Here is a 16,313-nt window from a genome sequence, read left to right as displayed (position 1 = left end):
CACCGGGAGCGCAGCCGTAGCGGCGGCCCAGATTTTTGACAGTTGCAGGCCCTGCCCGACCTGGCGCCTGCGCGTGACTTGACAGTGAACTCCATGAACCGCCCTTACAACTTCTCCGCCGGCCCTGCCGCCATTCCCGCCGAAGTGCTGCAGCAGGCAGCCGCCGAAATGCTCGACTGGCACGGGTCCGGCATGAGCGTGATGGAGATGAGCCACCGCGGCAAGGAGTTCATCTCCATCTACGAACAGGCCGAGGCCGATCTGCGCGAGCTGCTGGCCGTGCCGCCCGAATTCAAGATCCTGTTCATGCAGGGCGGCGGCCTGGCCGAGAACGCCATCGTTCCGCTGAACCTGTCGCGCGCCGGCACGGTGGACTTCGTGCTCAGCGGCAGCTGGAGCCAGAAGTCGGCCAAGGAAGCACGCAAGTACGTGGCCGATGCACACATCGCAGCCAGCGGCGAGGACAGCCAATTCACCACCCTGCCCGCCCCCGAAAGCTGGCAACTGAGCCGTGGCGCCAGCTACGTGCACATCTGCAGCAACGAAACCATCCATGGCGTGGAGTTCCAGGAACTGCCCGACCTGAAGGCGCTGGGCTGCGATGCTCCGCTGGTGGTGGATTTCTCCTCGCACGTGGCCTCGCGCCCCGTCGATTGGAGCCGCGTGGGCCTGGCCTTTGGCGGTGCGCAAAAGAACCTGGGCCCGGCCGGCCTGACCCTGGTCATCGTGCGTGAGGACCTGCTGGGCCACGCCCTGCCCGCCTGCCCTTCGGCTTTCGACTACAAGACCGTGGCCGACAACCAGTCGATGTACAACACGCCGCCCACCTGGGGCATCTACATCGCGGGCCTGACCTTCCAGTGGATCAAGCGCCAGACCGAAGGCGGCCTGACCGGCGTGGCGGCCCTGCAGGCGCGCAATATCGCCAAGGCCGACCTGTTCTACCAGTACGTGGACCAGTCCTCGTTCTACGTGAACAAGGTCGCTGCCAATTGCCGCTCGCGCATGAACATCCCTTTCTTCCTGCGCGACGAGTCGCGCAATGACGCCTTCCTGGCCGGAGCCCGGGAACGCGGCCTGCTGCAACTCAAGGGCCACAAGTCCGTCGGCGGCATGCGTGCCAGCATCTACAACGCCATGCCCATCGCTGGCGTGCAGGCGCTGGTGGAGTACATGCGCGAATTCGAACAGCGCAACGCCTGACCGACCACACCCCCTTCCATGAGCACCCCACCCCAAGCCTCTCCCGATCTGGCGCATCTGCGCGTGCAGATCGACGATATCGACCAGCAACTGCTGGATCTGCTGAACCGACGCGCCCGCGTGGCCGAGCAGGTCGGCGAGGTCAAGAAGCGGGAAGGCACGCCCTTCTTCCGCCCTGACCGCGTGGCCCAGGTCATCCAGAAGATCGAGTCCGCCAACCCCGGCCCGCTCAAGAACGCCCATGTCTCGGCCATCTGGCGCGAGATCATGTCGGCCTGCCTGGCACTGGAGTCACCCCAGCGCGTGGCCGTGCTGGGCCCGGCGGGCACGTTCTGCGAGGAAGCGGCCATCCAGTATTTCGGCGGCGCGGCCGACCTGATGTACTGCAACAGCTTCGACGAGGTCTTCCACGCCACGGCCGCGGGCAGCGCGCAGTACGGAGTGGTGGGCGTGGAGAACTCCAACGAAGGCGTGGTCACGCGCTCGCTGGACATGTTCCTGCATACGCCCTGCCACGTGGTGGGAGAGGTCAGCCTGCTGGTGCGCCACAACCTGCTGCGCAGCACCAACACGACCGAAGGCATCAAGGTGGTTGCAGCTCACCCCCAGGCCCTGGCCCAATGTCAGGGCTGGCTGTCCAAGCATCTGCCACATGCCGAACGCCGCCCGGTGTCCAGCAACGCCGAAGGCGCCCGCCTGGCGGCGCTGCACCCCGACATCGCCGGCCTGGCCAGCGAACGCGCGGCCCAGCAATTCGGCCTGCACGTGGTGGCGCATGCCATTCAGGACGATGCCTACAACCGTACGCGCTTCGCCGTCATCTGCCTGCCGCATACGCTGGCGACGCCCGCACCCAGCGGGCAGGATTGCACCAGCATCATCATCTCCGTGCCCAACCGTCCCGGCGCCGTGCATGACCTGCTGGTACCGCTCAAGCGGCACGGCGTCTCCATGACGCGCTTCGAATCGCGCCCCGCACGCACCGGCCAGTGGGAGTACTACTTCTACATCGACCTCGAAGGTCACCCGGCCCAGCCCAACGTGGCCAGCGCGCTGCAGGAGCTGCGCGAGCTGTGCGCCTTCTACAAGGTGCTGGGCACCTATCCGGTCTCCAAGTGATGCAGCCGTTCGAACAACTGGGGTTGATCGGCTGCGGCCTCATGGGCGGCTCGTTCGCGCTGGCGCTCAAGCAGGCCGGGCTGGTCAAGCGTGTCGTGGGCTACAGCAAATCCCCGTCTACCACCGAGCGCGCACGCCAGATGGGCGTCATCGATGTGGAGGCACCCTCGGCCCTGCTGGCCGCCGCCGGCGCAGACCTGGTGCTGCTGGCGGTGCCCGTGGCGGCCACCGAGGCCACGCTCAAGTCCATCAAGCACCTGGTCACGCCCGGGATGATGATCATGGACGTGGGCTCCACCAAGGTCGATGTGGTGCATGCCGCCCGCTCGGCATTGCGCGACCAGCTCGGCTCCTTCGTGCCGGCCCATCCCATTGCGGGCAAGGAAGTCTCGGGCGTCGAGCATTCCGACCCCCAGCTGTACAAGGGCGCACAGGTCATCCTGACGCCCACGGAACGCACACTGACCGAGCACCTGCAAAAGGCCCAGTCCCTGTGGGAGCTGCTGGGCTGCCGCGTGCGCGCCATGTCGCCAGAAGCCCACGACAGCGCCTTTGCCACGGTCAGCCACCTGCCGCATCTGCTGGCCTTCGCCATGATGCAAAGCGTGATCACCCAGCCCGATTCCGATGAGGTGCTGTCCCTGGCCGGCCCCGGCTTCCGTGACTTCACGCGCATTGCAGCAGGCGACCCCAAGATGTGGCGCGATGTGCTGCTGGCCAACAGCGAACAGGTGCTGGCGCAGTCGCGCCAGTTCCAGCAGGCGCTGCAGCAACTCGAATGCCTGATCCAGGCCGGCGACGGCCAAGGCCTGGAAGACCACCTGACCCTGGCCAGCGCGGCGCGTGCCCACTGGCGCATGGGCGTACCGCGCCGCTGACGCGCAACGCCGGCCGCGCTCCAAGCGCCCCCGAGCGCATCTGTGGATTGCGGCCAGCGCGGCCGCAATGCCTTCCGACAGCCTGTTTGCCTCCGAATTGCCATGTTCAGTACCGCCTTCCTCGATATCCCCCCTCTTTCCCGCGCTCAGGGCACGGTGAGCCTGCCAGGCTCCAAGAGCATCTCGAACCGCGTGCTGCTGCTGGCAGCGCTGAGCCAGGGCACGACCGTGGTCCACGACCTGCTTGACTCGGACGACACGCGCGTCATGCTCCAGGCCCTGCAGCAACTGGGCTGCACGGTGGAGCCCGCGACCATCACCCTCGGCAAGCCTGTGCGCATCACCGGCCTGGGCGGCGTCCTGCCCTCCGGCGCCAGTGCCGAGCTGTTCATGGGCAACGCCGGCACGGCCATGCGGCCGCTGACGGCAGCCCTGTCCGTGCTGGGCGGCGACTTCCAACTCAGCGGTGTGCCGCGCATGCATGAGCGCCCCATCGGCGATCTGGTCGATGCGCTGCGACAGCTCGGCTGCCGCATCGACTACCTGGGCAACGAGGGCTTTCCTCCGCTGCACATCCGCCAGCCCGATTTCTCGCAGCTGCCGCACAGCCCCATCCAGGTGCGTGGCGATGTCTCCAGCCAGTTCCTGACCTCGCTGTTGATGGCACTGCCGCTGCTGGCCACCACGCGCGACATCACCATCGAAGTCGTGGGCGAGCTGATCTCCAAGCCCTACATCCATATCACGCTGGAGTTGCTGGCCCGCTTCGGCATCGCCGTGCACAACGAGAACTGGCAGCGCTTCACCATCCCGGCCGGCAGTCGCTACCGCTCGCCGGGCGAGATCCATGTCGAGGCAGACGCCTCGTCGGCCAGCTACTTCATCGCACTGGGCGCCATCGCCTCGGACAGCGCCGAAGGCATCCGTATCCTCGGCGTGGGACTGGATTCCATCCAGGGCGATATCCGCTTTGTCGAAGCCGCGCGCGCAATGGGCGCCGAGGTGGAGGGAGGCCCGAACTGGCTGCGCATCCGCCGTGGCGCCTGGCCGCTCAAGGCCATCGACCTGGACTGCAACCACATCCCCGATGCCGCCATGACGCTGGCCGTCATGGCTCTGTATGCCGATGGCACGACCACGCTGCGCAACATCGCAAGCTGGCGCGTCAAGGAGACCGACCGCATCGCGGCCATGACCAAGGAGCTGCGCAAGCTGGGCGCCGAAGTCGAGGAAGGCGCGGACTTCATCCGCGTCACACCACCCGCATCCACCGCCGCATGGCGCGCGGCCAGCATCCACACCTACGACGATCACCGGGTGGCCATGTGCTTCTCGCTGGCGGCCTTCAACCCGGCCGCCCTGCCGGTGCGCATCGAAGACCCCAAGTGCGTCGCCAAGACCTTCCCCGACTACTTCGAGGCCCTGTTCTCGGTCTGCGAGACGGCCCGTGCGTGCATCCCCGTGATCTGCATCGATGGCCCCACCGCCTCCGGCAAAGGAACCATCGCCGCCGAGGTGGCCGAGGCCCTGGGCTACCACCTGCTGGACTCAGGCGCGCTGTACCGCCTCACAGGACTGGCCGCGTCGCGGGCCGGCATGGTGCTGGACGAATCCCACGCCCCGCAGATTGCCGCGCTGGCGCGCGCGCTGCCCGTGCGCTTTGATGCCGAGCAGCGCATCTGGCTGGGCGACGAGGATGTCACCTTGATCCTGCGCAGCGAGGAGTCGGGCATGAACGCCTCGCGCGTCTCGGCCCTGCCGGCCGTGCGCGATGCACTGGTGGACCTGCAACTGTCCTTCCAGCAGCTGCCGGGGCTGGTCGCCGACGGCCGCGACATGGGCACGGTGATCTTTCCCCATGCTCCCCTCAAGGTCTATTTGTCGGCCTCCGCCGCCTGTCGCGCCGAGCGCCGGCATAAGCAGTTGATTTCCAAAGGAATTGCCGCTAACATAAGCGCCCTTCGGGCAGACCTTGAAGCACGCGATGCGCGGGACATGAACCGCAGCGTTGCACCCCTCAAGCCCGCCCAGGATTCCATGCTGCTTGACAGCTCCGAGCTTTCCATCGAAGAGGTGGCAGAGCAGGTGCTTTCATGGTGGCAGGAACGCCAGCCGTTCGGCCGCGACTGATTGCCAGTTGCGCCGCACGGTCGGCAACCCGCCCTCAGGGCCCAGACATGGCGGCACCGCCCCGTGTACGGCCCGAGGTTCATAGACTCCAACCCCGTGGTTGAACCCACAACACCTCCGCAAACAGTCCTAGAAACGCTTGGCAATGGTGCCAACGGAAACCTGTTTGCGGGCAAGGAAATACATGTCTGAATCTTTTGCCTCCCTGTTTGAAGAATCGCTGCAACGCACGGAAATGCGTCCTGGCGAGGTCATCACCGCTGAAGTCGTGCGCGTCGAGCACAACTTCGTCGTCGTGAACGCTGGCCTGAAGTCGGAAGCCTATGTGCCGATCGACGAATTCAAGAACGACCAGGGAGAAATCGAAGTCCAGGTGGGCGACTTTGTGTCGGTCGCCATCGGCTCGATCGAAAACGGCTACGGCGACACCATCCTGTCGCGCGACACCGCCAAGCGCCTGGCCTCGTGGCTGGCTCTGGAAAAGGCCCTGGAATCGGGCGAATTCGTGACCGGCACGACCTCCGGCAAGGTCAAGGGCGGTCTGACGGTGCTGGTCAACGGCATCCGCGCCTTCCTGCCCGGTTCGCTGATCGACACCCGTCCGATCAAGGACCTGACTCCGTACGAAAACAAGACGATGGAGTTCAAGGTCATCAAGCTGGACCGCAAGCGCAACAACGTGGTGCTGAGCCGCCGCGCCGTGGTCGAAGCCTCGATGGGCGAAGAGCGCGCCAAGCTGATGGAGACGCTGAAGGAAGGCGCCATCGTTCAAGGCGTGGTCAAGAACATCACCGAATACGGTGCGTTCGTGGACCTGGGCGGCATCGACGGCCTGCTGCACATCACCGACATGGCATGGCGCCGCGTGCGTCATCCTTCGGAAGTCGTGCAGGCTGGCCAGGAAATCACGGCCAAGATCCTCAAGTTCGACACCGAGAAGAACCGTGTCTCGCTGGGTCTGAAGCAAATGGGCGACGACCCGTGGATGGGCGTTTCGCGCCGCTACCCCTCGAGCACCCGCCTGTTCGGCAAGGTCACGAACATTGCCGACTACGGCGCGTTCGTCGAGCTGGAACCCGGCATCGAAGGCCTGGTGCACGTCTCCGAAATGGACTGGACCAACAAGAACATTGCTCCGACCAAGCTCGTGACCCTGGGTGACGAAGTCGAAGTCATGGTGCTGGAGATCGACGAAGACAAGCGTCGCATCTCGCTGGGCATGAAGCAGTGCAAGGCCAACCCCTGGCAAGAGTTCGCGCAGAACACCAAGCGCGGCGACCGCGTCAAGGGCCCGATCAAGTCGATCACCGACTTCGGCGTGTTCGTGGGTCTGGCTGCCGGCATCGACGGCCTGGTGCACCTGTCCGACCTGTCCTGGAACGAGCCCGGCGAAGCTGCCGTGCGCAACTACAAGAAGGGCCAGGAAGTCGAAGCCATCGTGCTGGCCGTGGACGTCGAGCGCGAGCGCATCTCCCTGGGCATCAAGCAACTGGACAGCGATCCCTTCACGACCTTCGTGACCGTGAACGACAAGGGCCAGATCGTGTCGGGCAAGGTCAAGACGGTGGACGCACGCGGTGCTGAAATCGACCTGGGCGAAGACATCGTCGGCTACCTGCGCGCTTCGGAAATCGCCGTTGACCGCGTGGAAGATGCCCGCTCGGTGCTGAAGGAAGGCGACGAGATCACCGCCGTGGTGGTCAATGTGGATCGCAAGACCCGCAACATCCAGCTGTCGATCAAGGCCAAGGACCAGGTTGACCAGCAAGAAGCCATGGCTTCCCTGTCCGCCCAGTCGGCCAAGGAAAACGCCGGCACGACCAGCCTGGGCGCCCTGCTGCGCGCCAAGCTGGACAACTCCGACAAGTAATCAGCAGCCAGTCTGCTGACCGCTGAAGGTCGGATGCGACGGGTGCCTCCGGGCGCCCGTCGCCATTTCAACCCCTGATTCCTATCCTTGATGACCCGATCCGATCTCGTCGAAGAACTCGCAGCACGCTTTGGCCAACTGAGCCAGCGCGACGCCGAGCAGGCCGTCAAGACGATTCTTGACGCCGTCAGCGATGCCCTGGTGCGCGGCCATCGCATCGAAATCCGCGGCTTTGGAAGTTTCTCGGTCAACCACCGCCCGCCCCGCATGGGCCGCAATCCCCGCAGCGGCGAGGCCGTCCACATTCCGTCCAAGCGCGTGCCGCACTTCAAGCCCGGCAAGGCCCTGCGCGAAGCCGTGGACCTGCGCCCCGGCGCGGCGCCCGACACGGTTGCCGCCAGCTCCGCAGGCACCGGCCCTGCCGCCTGAAAGCCGGCTTGCCGGCTGCGCGCACTGCAGCCGTCGTCACCGCCAGGCTCTAGAATCGTTCCCGTCACACAAGGGAACACATGAAGTACTTCCTGTGGCTGCTCAAGGCGGCCATTTTTTTTACGCTGTTCGCCTTCGCACTGAACAACCAGCAGGACGCGACGGTGCACTTCTTCTTCGGCACCTCCTGGACTGCGCCGCTGGTACTGGTGGTGCTGGCGGCCTTCGCCCTGGGCCTGATCGTGGGCGTGCTGGGCATGGTGCCGCGCTGGCTCAAGCACCGCAATGCCGCGCGCTCGACCCAGGTCCCCGCGCCTGCAGCCGAAGGAGCGGCGCCATCCACGGCGCCCAAGGCGCCCCCCTCCCCCATCCTGCCGGGCGACGTGCATGGAATTTGATCTGAGCTGGATACTGCTGGGCCTGCCCATGGCCTTCGTGCTGGGCTGGCTGGCCTCGCGCTGGGACCTGAGGCAGATTCGCGCCGAAAACCGCCAGGCACCCAAGGCCTATTTCAAGGGCCTGAACTTCCTGCTCAACGAGCAGCAGGACAAGGCCATCGACGCCTTCATCGAAGCCGTGCAGAACGACCCCGACACCTCGGAGTTGCACTTCGCCCTGGGCAATCTCTTTCGCCGCCGCGGCGAATACAACCGCGCCGTGCGCGTGCATGAGCACCTGCTGTCGCGCGGCGACCTCAGCCGCGTGGACCGCGACCGCGCCCAGCACGCGCTGGCCCAGGACTTTCTGAAGGCAGGCCTGCTCGATCGCGCCGAGGACGCGCTGCGCCGCCTGGAAGGCACGGCCTTCGAGGCCGAGGCCCGCCTGGCCCTGCTGGCCATTTACGAGCGCTCGCGCGACTGGACACAGGCCGCCGCCATTGCTCGCCGCATGCAGGATGCCAACCAGGGGGACTTCAGTGGCCGGCTGGCGCACTACCTGTGCGAAGACGCCCAGTCCTTGCTCACGCAGGGCCAGCAGGCCGAGGCGCTGCAGCGGCTGCAGCAAGCCATCACCACAGCACCCCAGGCTGCGCGACCGCGCCTGGAGCATGCCCAGTTGCAGCATCGCATGGGGCAATCGGCCCAGGCCTTGCAAACGCTGGAAAGCCTGGCCGAGCAGTCCCCCGCCGCGCTGCCGCTGGCAGCCCAGTTGCTGGTGGACATCGCAGCCGCCACAGGCCAACGCCAGCATGTCCACCAGCTGCTCAGCCAGCAATACGCCCAGGCACCTTCGCTGGACCTGCTGCAGGCGTTGGTTGCGCTGGACGCTCAAATTGAAGAACAGAGCACCGATGGTGAAACCAAGGCACCGGGACGCGCCCGCCTGGTCCAGCATCTGGACCGGGAACCTTCCCTGGTGGCTGCTGCGCAGTGGCTGGCTGGCGAGAAACTGTCCGAGGAGCAATACCACCCAGCCGTGCAACGCGCGCTGGACCACGCCGCCAAACCGCTGACCCGCTACCGCTGCGCGGCCTGCGGCTTCGAGGCGCGCCAGCATTTCTGGCACTGCCCCGGCTGCCAGAGCTGGGACAGCTACCCGGCCCGGCGCGTCGAGGAGCTGTGATGGGCCGGGGTGGCGAAAGGCGGCCATATCCCCGGCACCGCGTCACCCCCATTGGCAAACACGGCATGGCCAGTGTATTTTCAGAGTATTCCTAGAAACCGCCCTGGAGGGCGCGTGGCCATTGGCTTTGGGCGCGTGCGGCCGTGCCTGCGCCGGCCTCCTGGAGCCCGCGACTGCCTGGCGGCACGCCAGAGGCCTGCATAAGATGCTTCTGGGTCGCAATGTTGCGGCCCTCAACATTGAGGGATCAGGAGGTTTGTATGTTCAGAAAATTGATGGCTGGCTTCATTGCGCTGCTGTGGTCCGTGATGGCTTTGGCCGCTGTGGAAGCCAACAAGGCGAATGAAGCCGAACTGACATCCATCAAGGGCATAGGCCCGGCCATGTCGGCACGCATTCTCGAGGAACGCAAATCCGCCCCCTTCAAGGACTGGCCCGACTTCATCGCACGGGTCAAGGGTGTGGCGGAACCGACAGCCACCAAGTTTTCGGGCGAAGGCCTGACTGTCAACGGCAGCAGCTACAAAGGCCACAGCGCCAAGCCTGATGCCAAGGACACTGCGGCCAAGGGGGGCAAGGACACGGCGGCCCAGGGCGCCAAGCCGACCAAGGAGCAGGCGGCAAAGCCGGCCACTCCAGCCAAGGCCGGCTCGGCCTCCTGAAGACGCGAACTGTCTCTATCCAACCCGCTTCGGCGGGTTTTTCATGCGTACGACCCTCGGGGTATGCGCGGCCATAGCCTGAAACATGCTCAGGTTTTCATAGCGAAGCAAAAAACCTTGCCCGTAAAATGGACCGCCCATGCCCCTGATCACCCTCATACTCCTACCCTTCATCGGCAGCCTGATTGCCGCAATGCTGCCCGCCAATGCGCGCAATACGGAGTCGACTCTGGCCGGCGTGATCGCATTGGGCTGTGCCATACAGACCGCATTGCTGTTTCCACAGATCGCCGATGGGGAAGTGCTGCGCCAGGAGATCGAGTGGCTGCCGGCACTGGGACTGAACCTGGTGATCCGCATGGACGGCTTTGCCTGGATGTTCTGCATGCTGGTGCTGGGCATAGGCTCGCTGGTCGTGCTGTATGCGCGCTACTACATGTCGCCGGCCGATCCAGTGCCGCGCTTTTTCTCTTTCTTTCTGGCCTTCATGGGCGCGATGGCGGGCGTGGTGCTGTCGGGCAACATCATCCAGATTGCCTTCTTCTGGGAGCTGACCAGCCTCTTCTCCTTTCTTCTGATCGGATACTGGCACCATCGCAAGGATGCACGCCGCGGCGCGCGCATGGCGCTGACGGTGACGGGCACAGGCGGCCTGGCCATGCTGGCCGGCATGCTGGTGCTGGGCCACATCGTGGGCAGCTATGACCTGGACAACGTGCTCATCGCCGGCCAGCAGGTGCGTGACCACCAGCTGTACCTGATCGCCCTGGTGCTGATCCTGCTGGGCGCGCTGACCAAGAGTGCGCAGTTCCCCTTCCACTTCTGGCTGCCGCACGCCATGGCCGCGCCCACGCCGGTGTCGGCCTATCTGCACTCCGCCACCATGGTCAAGGCCGGCGTGTTCCTGCTGGCGCGCATGTGGCCCGTGCTGGGCGATACCGATGCCTGGTTCTGGCTGGTGGGCGGAGCCGGCGCGGCAACCCTGCTCATCGGCGGCTATCTGGCCATGTTCCAGCACGATCTCAAGGGATTGCTGGCCTATTCGACGATTTCCCACCTGGGCCTGATCACGCTGCTGCTGGGTCTGAACAGCAAGCTGGCCGCCGTGGCTGCGGTGTTCCACATCATGAACCACGCGACCTTCAAGGCCTCGCTGTTCATGGCCGCGGGCATCGTCGACCATGAAAGCGGCACGCGCGACATCCGCCGGCTTTCGGGCCTGCGGCACATGATGCCCATCACGGCCACGCTGGCCTGCGTGGCCAGCGCGGCCATGGCGGGCGTACCGCTGCTCAACGGCTTCCTGTCCAAGGAGATGTTCTTCGCCGAGACCGTCTACCTGGATGCCGCTCCCTGGGTGCGCACGGCCTTGCCGGTGGCAGCCACGGTGGCGGGCATGTTCAGCGTGGCCTATTCGCTGCGCTTCACCATCGACGTCTTCTTCGGCCCCAAGGCCACCGACCTGCCGCACGACCCGCACGAGCCTCCGCACTGGATGCGCGTGCCCGTCGAGCTGCTGGTGCTGGCCTGCCTGGTGGTGGGCATGCTGCCGGCGTGGGCGGTGGGCAGCTTCCTTGCAGCGGCCGCCACGCCCGTGGTCGGCGGCGACCTGCCCGAGTACAGCCTGGCCATCTGGCACGGCTGGAACATGCCCTTGATCATGAGCCTTGTGGCGTTGATTGGCGGCATCCTGCTGTACATGCTGCTGCGCTGGCAGCGCCAGGCCGGCCATATGGATACCGCGCCGCTGGTGGGCACGCTCAGCGGCCAGCGTGTTTTCGAGAACCTGCTGGCCCGCCTGTCCCTGCTGGGCCGCTGGTCGCGCCGGCGCCTGTCCACCATGCGCCTGCAGTGGCAGATGTTGTGGCTGGTCTGCACCGCCGTGCTGGCGGGCGTTCTGCCGCTGTGGCTGCAAGGCATCAAGCTGGGAGACCGGAGCATGCTGCCGCTGTCGCCCGCCTTCGTGATGCTGTGGGCCGTGGGCATTCTCTGCGCCCTGGGTACGGCCTGGAAGGCCAAGTACCACCGGCTGACGGCGCTGATCATGCTGGGCGGCGCCGGCCTGTGCACCTGCCTGACCTTCCTGTGGTTCTCGGCGCCTGACCTGGCGCTGACCCAGCTGGTCGTCGAGGTCGCCACCACGGTGCTGATGCTGCTGGGCCTGCGCTGGATGCCCAAGCGCGACAAAAGCCTGCACATTCCCGTGCTGTCCGCCGAGCTGCGCGCCCGCTCGCGCCGCATGCGTGACCTGCTGCTGTCGCTGGTTGCAGGTGGCGGCATGGCCTGGCTGGCCTTCGCCATGATGAGCCGCCCCTTCTATGACGGGGCCTCCACCTTCTTCCTGGAACATGCGCTCAGCGATGGCGGCGGCACCAATGTGGTCAACGTCATGCTGGTGGACTTCCGGGGGTTCGACACCTTCGGCGAGATCGTGGTGCTGGGCATCGTGGCCCTGGTCGTCTATGCGCTGCTCAGGCGCTTTCGCCCGGCCCGCGAGACGCTGGACCTGCCCGAGCAGCAGCGCTACATGCCTGGCGACCTGCAGACCGATCTGTTCAATCCGCGCAACGCAGGCGATACGGCCGTGGGCTACCTGATGGTGCCCGCCGTGCTGGTGCGGCTGCTGCTGCCGTTTGCCGCCCTGGTTTCCGTCTACATCTTCATGCGCGGCCACAACGAGCCCGGCGGCGGCTTCGTGGCCGGCCTGGTGTTCTCGGTCGCCTTGCTGATGCAGTACATCATCTCCGGCACGCAGTGGGTCGAGGCCCACCTGCCGATCTTCCCGCGCCGATGGATCGGTGTCGGCCTGCTGTTCGCACTGGGTACCGGCATGGGCTCCATCGTGGCCGGCTATCCCTTTCTCACCAGCCACACCTTCCATATGACCCTGCCAGTCGTCGGCGACGTGCATCTCGCCAGCGCCCTGTTCTTCGACATCGGTGTGTTCTCGCTGGTGGTCGGCGCGACCATGCTCATTCTGACGGCCATCGCCCACCAATCGGTGCGCAGCCACCGCTACCACGCCCGTCTGCTGGAGGAGCAGCAGCAACAGGCCGAAGAGGCCGAAGCTGCCGTGCAGCAGGCCACCGCTGCAGCGCTTGCACGAGGAGGTTTCTGATGGAAGTCGTGCTTGCCATTGCCATCGGCGTACTGACGGGCTCGGGCGTGTGGCTGCTGCTGCGCCCACGCACCTACCAGGTCATCATGGGCCTGGCCCTGCTGTCTTACGCAGTCAACCTGTTCATCTTCAGCATGGGCCGCCAGGGCCTGGCCATCGACAAGGAGCCCGTGCTGCGCGCCGGCGTGCCGCAGGATCTTGCGCACTATGCGGACCCCATGCCGCAGGCGCTGGTGCTCACGGCCATCGTGATCGGCTTTGCCATGACGGCACTGTTCCTGGTGGTGCTGCTGGCCTCGCGCGGCACCACGGGCACCGACCATGTGGACGGAGCCCATTCCCGCACCGAGCAGGAGATGCCATGAACGAGCTGACCGCCCGTCTCATGCCGCACCTGATGCTGGCGCCCATCGTGCTGCCCATGCTTTCGGCAGCGCTGATGCTGTTGCTGCGCGAAGAGCGCCAGCGCCTCAAATTCGCTCTTGGACTGGTATCCACCCTGATGGGGCTGGGCGTGGCCGTGATGCTGATGCTGTGGACCGACCAGGCCGGCGCGCCCGTCAACCTGGGCGTCTACATGCCGGGCAACTGGCCCATGCCCTTCGGCATCTCGCTGGCACTGGACCGCCTGACCGGCATGATGCTGGTGCTGACCTATACGGTGGCCCTGGCCTCGCTGGTCTTCTCCAGCGCCCGCTGGCACCGCGCGGGGATGCACTTTCACTCGCTGTTCCAGTTTCAGCTGATGGGCCTGAGCGGCGCCTTCCTCACGGCGGACCTGTTCAACCTGTTCGTGTTCTTCGAGATCATGCTCGCGGCCTCCTATGGACTGGTCCTGCATGGTTCCGGGCGGACACGCATCCAGGCGGGCCTGCACTACATCGCCATCAATCTTGCAGCCTCGTCGCTGTTTCTGATCGGCGTGTCCATGCTCTACGGCCTGACCGGCACGCTGAACATGGCCGACCTGGCACGTGCCATCCCCCAGGTCAGCAGCGACGACCGCGGGCTGCTGCATTCGGCCGCTGCCATCCTGGGCATTGCGTTCCTGACCAAGGCAGCCATGTGGCCGCTGAACTTCTGGCTGGTGCCGGCCTACAGCGCAGCCACCGCTCCCGTGGGCGCCGTGTTCGCGCTCATGACCAAGGTGGGCGTCTACGTGGTGCTGCGGCTGTGGACGCTGCTGTTCAGCTCCGAGGCCGGCGCCTCCGCCCTGTTCGGCAGCACCTGGCTGATCGTCGGCGGCATGCTGACCATGGCCTTCGGCGGCCTGGGCATGCTGGGCTCGCAGCGGCTGACGCATATCGCGGGCTTTGCGGCCGTTCTCTCTTCGGGCACCTTGCTGGCCGCCACGGGCTTTGGCCAGAACGCCTTGACGGCCGGGCTGCTGTACTACCTGCCCAGCTCCACCCTGGCCGTGAGCGCCCTGTTTCTGATCGCCGACGTGGTGGACCGCTGGCGCGTGGATGACGATGCGGGCGAGCCCTATGAGGATGACGAGGCTCCCTTCCTCAACGCCGAACTGCTGCCCACGGAGGGCTTCAACCTCGACGAATCCGAAGAGGTGCTGATCGGCCGCGCCATTCCCGCAGCGGCCGCCTTCATCGGCCTGAGCTTCATGCTGGCCACCCTGGTGGTCACCGGCCTGCCCCCGCTTTCGGGCTTTGTGGGCAAGTTCGCCATGCTGTCTGCCCTGCTCAACCCGCTGGGCCTGGGCAACTCCAGCGGCTTCCAGGCCGGCTGGGCCGGCTGGGTGCTGGTGGCGCTGATGATCATCACCGGGCTGCTGGCCCTGCTGTCGCTGGTGCGCGCCGGCATACGCCATTTCTGGGCGACCGAGGAGCAGAACTCGCCCTCGTTGCGTGTGGCCGAAGGCCTGCCCATCGCCGTGCTGCTGGCCTGCTGCGTGACGCTCACCGTGCAGGGTGGCCAGCTGATGGGCTACACGCAGCGTGCGGCCGATGCGCTGCTGGCGCCCGATGTCTATGTGCGCTCCGTCATGGGCACGCAGCCGGAGCCGAGCCCGGCAGAAAAGAAGGCGCGGCTGGAAGCCGGCCCCGAAGGCGCCGCGCGCGCCGCTGCCCAGGCCAGCGGCGCCCCCATGCCCGCAGGCATAGGCGATGCAGGCCCAACGGCCGGCAAGGAGGATTCCCGATGATGAAAACCCTGCTGCCCGCGCCGCTGCTGTCGGTGGCGCTGTTCCTGCTGTGGCTGCTGCTCAACCGCTCGTTCAGCAGCGGCCAGATCCTGCTGGGCGCCTTGCTGGGCCTGTTGCTGCCGCTGCTGCTGCGCGGCCTGCGCCCCTTGCCCGTGCGCGTGCGCCATCCGCTGACCATCGTGCGCCTGGGGCTGCGCGTGGTCTGGGACACCTCGGTGTCCAACTTCAACGTCGTGCGGTTCATGCTGTTTCCGGGCATGCGCAAGCACCCGGCCAACTTCGTGCGCATCCCGCTGGAACTGCGCGACCCCAACGGCCTGGCCGTGCTCGCCATGATCGTGTGCATCACGCCCGGCACGGCCTGGGCCGAGATCTCGCGCGACCGCTCCCAACTCATGCTGCATGTGCTGGAGGTCGATGATCCCGAAGAGATCGTCCAGCACGTCAAGCGCTCCTACGAGCGCCCCCTGATGGAGATTTTCGAATGATGCCCTGGTTCCACTGGACTTTGATGTTCGCGCTGGGCCTGCTGGTCGCCGCCATGGGCTGCGCCGTGCTGCGCCTGCTCAAGGGCCCGCACGCCCAGGATCGCGTGCTGGCGCTGGACTGCATGTATTTGAACGGCATGCTGGCCATGCTGCTGATGGGCATCATCTATGACAGCACCAGCTATTTCGAGGCCGCCCTGCTGGTTGCGCTGTTCGGCTGCGTGGGCTCCACGGCCATGGCCAAGTTCCTGCTGCGCGGCGAGGTGATCGAATGATGCCGGAAACCACCACGCTGCCGCTGTGGTGCCAGATCCTGGTGGCTGCGCTGGCGCTGGGCGGCGCCATCATCGCCTTTCTGGGCTCCATGGGCCTGTGGCGCCTGGACAGCTATTTCGAGCGCGTGCATGCGCCTTCCATCATCGCCACCATGGGCTGCTGGCTGATCATGCATGCCACCTGGATCTACTTTTCCGTCAGCGGCCAGAGCCTGGCCGTGCATGCGCTGCTGATTGCGGTGTTCATCTCGGTGACCGTTCCCATCACGACCATCTTCCTGATGCGTGCAGCCCTGTTCCGCGCACGCCGTGCGGGCCAGGACGTGCCGCCGCCGCTGAGCAGCGTCGTGCGCAACGAGCCGGCCGAACACCCGGACGTCTGAAGCGCAATCGGGCCTGAAAATACCCGCCGATGCGGCA

Annotated in this window: 15 protein-coding genes; all 15 read left to right on the top strand. The window is 66.0% G+C overall.

Annotation, left to right across the window (positions count from 1 at the left end; genetic code table 11):
• Positions 1-93 precede the first annotated feature (93 nt).
• The 15 genes from serC to L995_RS06995 all read left to right on the top strand — a co-directional run bounded on the left by serC (position 94) and on the right by L995_RS06995 (position 16,276).
• Entirely contained in the window at positions 94-1,203 is a 1,110-nt protein-coding gene (gene serC, locus L995_RS07065; RefSeq protein WP_016454363.1) for a 3-phosphoserine/phosphohydroxythreonine transaminase, read from the top strand.
• Positions 1,204-1,221: 18 nt separating this feature from the next.
• On the top strand, positions 1,222-2,322 hold the full coding sequence (gene pheA / locus L995_RS07060) for a prephenate dehydratase (protein ID WP_016454364.1): 1,101 nt from the start codon (positions 1,222-1,224) through the stop codon (positions 2,320-2,322).
• Positions 2,322-3,200, top strand: coding sequence for a prephenate dehydrogenase (locus L995_RS07055; protein ID WP_016449514.1), 879 nt, complete (start codon positions 2,322-2,324; stop codon positions 3,198-3,200). Before pheA ends, L995_RS07055 begins: the two co-directional genes overlap by 1 nt.
• Positions 3,201-3,302: 102 nt before the next feature.
• Complete coding sequence (locus tag L995_RS07050; protein ID WP_047470532.1) at positions 3,303-5,330, top strand: bifunctional 3-phosphoshikimate 1-carboxyvinyltransferase/cytidylate kinase; 2,028 nt, start codon at positions 3,303-3,305, stop codon at positions 5,328-5,330.
• A gap of 145 nt (positions 5,331-5,475) precedes the next feature.
• Positions 5,476-7,200: a 30S ribosomal protein S1 gene (gene rpsA / locus L995_RS07045; protein WP_255247313.1), complete on the top strand. Its 1,725-nt coding sequence runs from the start codon at positions 5,476-5,478 to the stop codon at positions 7,198-7,200.
• Between the two features lie 90 nt (positions 7,201-7,290).
• Positions 7,291-7,629 (top strand): integration host factor subunit beta, encoded by a 339-nt coding sequence (locus tag L995_RS07040; RefSeq protein ID WP_017404723.1) that lies wholly within the window; start codon positions 7,291-7,293, stop codon positions 7,627-7,629.
• An 80-nt stretch (positions 7,630-7,709) separates the two neighbouring features.
• On the top strand, positions 7,710-8,027 hold the full coding sequence (locus tag L995_RS07035) for a LapA family protein (RefSeq protein ID WP_047470529.1): 318 nt from the start codon (positions 7,710-7,712) through the stop codon (positions 8,025-8,027).
• The gene (gene lapB, locus L995_RS07030; RefSeq protein ID WP_047470525.1) at positions 8,017-9,192 is read left to right on the top strand and encodes a lipopolysaccharide assembly protein LapB; all 1,176 of its coding nucleotides are present in this window, start codon (positions 8,017-8,019) and stop codon (positions 9,190-9,192) included. The genes L995_RS07035 and lapB overlap by 11 nt, the downstream gene beginning before the upstream one ends.
• Before the next feature lie 260 nt (positions 9,193-9,452).
• Entirely contained in the window at positions 9,453-9,854 is a 402-nt protein-coding gene (locus tag L995_RS07025) for a ComEA family DNA-binding protein (RefSeq protein WP_016449520.1), read from the top strand.
• 139 nt (positions 9,855-9,993) lie between these two features.
• Positions 9,994-12,972 carry a monovalent cation/H+ antiporter subunit A gene (locus L995_RS07020; protein WP_016450500.1) on the top strand — a complete coding sequence of 993 codons (2,979 nt, stop codon included), beginning with the start codon at positions 9,994-9,996 and terminating at the stop codon, positions 12,970-12,972.
• Positions 12,972-13,337, top strand: a complete 366-nt coding sequence (locus L995_RS07015) for a Na+/H+ antiporter subunit C (protein WP_016450499.1) — start codon at positions 12,972-12,974, stop codon at positions 13,335-13,337. Before L995_RS07020 ends, L995_RS07015 begins: the two co-directional genes overlap by 1 nt.
• The gene (locus L995_RS07010) at positions 13,334-15,130 is read left to right on the top strand and encodes a monovalent cation/H+ antiporter subunit D (RefSeq protein ID WP_047470521.1); all 1,797 of its coding nucleotides are present in this window, start codon (positions 13,334-13,336) and stop codon (positions 15,128-15,130) included. Before L995_RS07015 ends, L995_RS07010 begins: the two co-directional genes overlap by 4 nt.
• The gene (locus L995_RS07005) at positions 15,127-15,618 is read left to right on the top strand and encodes a Na+/H+ antiporter subunit E (RefSeq protein WP_016450497.1); all 492 of its coding nucleotides are present in this window, start codon (positions 15,127-15,129) and stop codon (positions 15,616-15,618) included. Before L995_RS07010 ends, L995_RS07005 begins: the two co-directional genes overlap by 4 nt.
• The gene (locus L995_RS07000) at positions 15,615-15,893 is read left to right on the top strand and encodes a K+/H+ antiporter subunit F (RefSeq protein ID WP_012206532.1); all 279 of its coding nucleotides are present in this window, start codon (positions 15,615-15,617) and stop codon (positions 15,891-15,893) included. Before L995_RS07005 ends, L995_RS07000 begins: the two co-directional genes overlap by 4 nt.
• Positions 15,890-16,276, top strand: coding sequence for a monovalent cation/H(+) antiporter subunit G (locus L995_RS06995; RefSeq protein WP_017404730.1), 387 nt, complete (start codon positions 15,890-15,892; stop codon positions 16,274-16,276). Before L995_RS07000 ends, L995_RS06995 begins: the two co-directional genes overlap by 4 nt.
• The last annotated feature ends 37 nt before the right edge of the window (positions 16,277-16,313 follow it).

Origin of the sequence: Delftia sp. ZNC0008 (assembly GCF_000799035.1) — a bacterium.
GTDB classification, from domain to species: Bacteria; Pseudomonadota; Gammaproteobacteria; order Burkholderiales; family Burkholderiaceae_C; genus Comamonas; species Comamonas tsuruhatensis.
Note: the sequence above shows the minus strand (reverse complement) of the source record. Positions and strands in the feature narration are given on the sequence as shown.

Bases quoted from the DNA above. Each gene is read 5' to 3' on its own strand.
- rpsA (WP_255247313.1), top strand. From the start codon at position 5,476: ATGGTGCCAACGGAAACCTGTTTGCGGGCAAGGAAATACATGTCTGAA.
- L995_RS07000 (WP_012206532.1), top strand. From the start codon at position 15,615: ATGATGCCCTGGTTCCACTGGACTTTGATGTTCGCGCTGGGCCTGCTG.
- L995_RS07005 (WP_016450497.1), top strand. From the start codon at position 15,127: ATGATGAAAACCCTGCTGCCCGCGCCGCTGCTGTCGGTGGCGCTGTTC.
- L995_RS06995 (WP_017404730.1), top strand. From the start codon at position 15,890: ATGATGCCGGAAACCACCACGCTGCCGCTGTGGTGCCAGATCCTGGTG.
- L995_RS07055 (WP_016449514.1), top strand. From the start codon at position 2,322: ATGCAGCCGTTCGAACAACTGGGGTTGATCGGCTGCGGCCTCATGGGC.
- pheA (WP_016454364.1), top strand. From the start codon at position 1,222: ATGAGCACCCCACCCCAAGCCTCTCCCGATCTGGCGCATCTGCGCGTG.
- L995_RS07035 (WP_047470529.1), top strand. From the start codon at position 7,710: ATGAAGTACTTCCTGTGGCTGCTCAAGGCGGCCATTTTTTTTACGCTG.
- lapB (WP_047470525.1), top strand. From the start codon at position 8,017: ATGGAATTTGATCTGAGCTGGATACTGCTGGGCCTGCCCATGGCCTTC.
- serC (WP_016454363.1), top strand. From the start codon at position 94: ATGAACCGCCCTTACAACTTCTCCGCCGGCCCTGCCGCCATTCCCGCC.
- L995_RS07040 (WP_017404723.1), top strand. From the start codon at position 7,291: ATGACCCGATCCGATCTCGTCGAAGAACTCGCAGCACGCTTTGGCCAA.
- L995_RS07015 (WP_016450499.1), top strand. From the start codon at position 12,972: ATGGAAGTCGTGCTTGCCATTGCCATCGGCGTACTGACGGGCTCGGGC.
- L995_RS07050 (WP_047470532.1), top strand. From the start codon at position 3,303: ATGTTCAGTACCGCCTTCCTCGATATCCCCCCTCTTTCCCGCGCTCAG.
- L995_RS07025 (WP_016449520.1), top strand. From the start codon at position 9,453: ATGTTCAGAAAATTGATGGCTGGCTTCATTGCGCTGCTGTGGTCCGTG.
- L995_RS07020 (WP_016450500.1), top strand. From the start codon at position 9,994: ATGCCCCTGATCACCCTCATACTCCTACCCTTCATCGGCAGCCTGATT.
- L995_RS07010 (WP_047470521.1), top strand. From the start codon at position 13,334: ATGAACGAGCTGACCGCCCGTCTCATGCCGCACCTGATGCTGGCGCCC.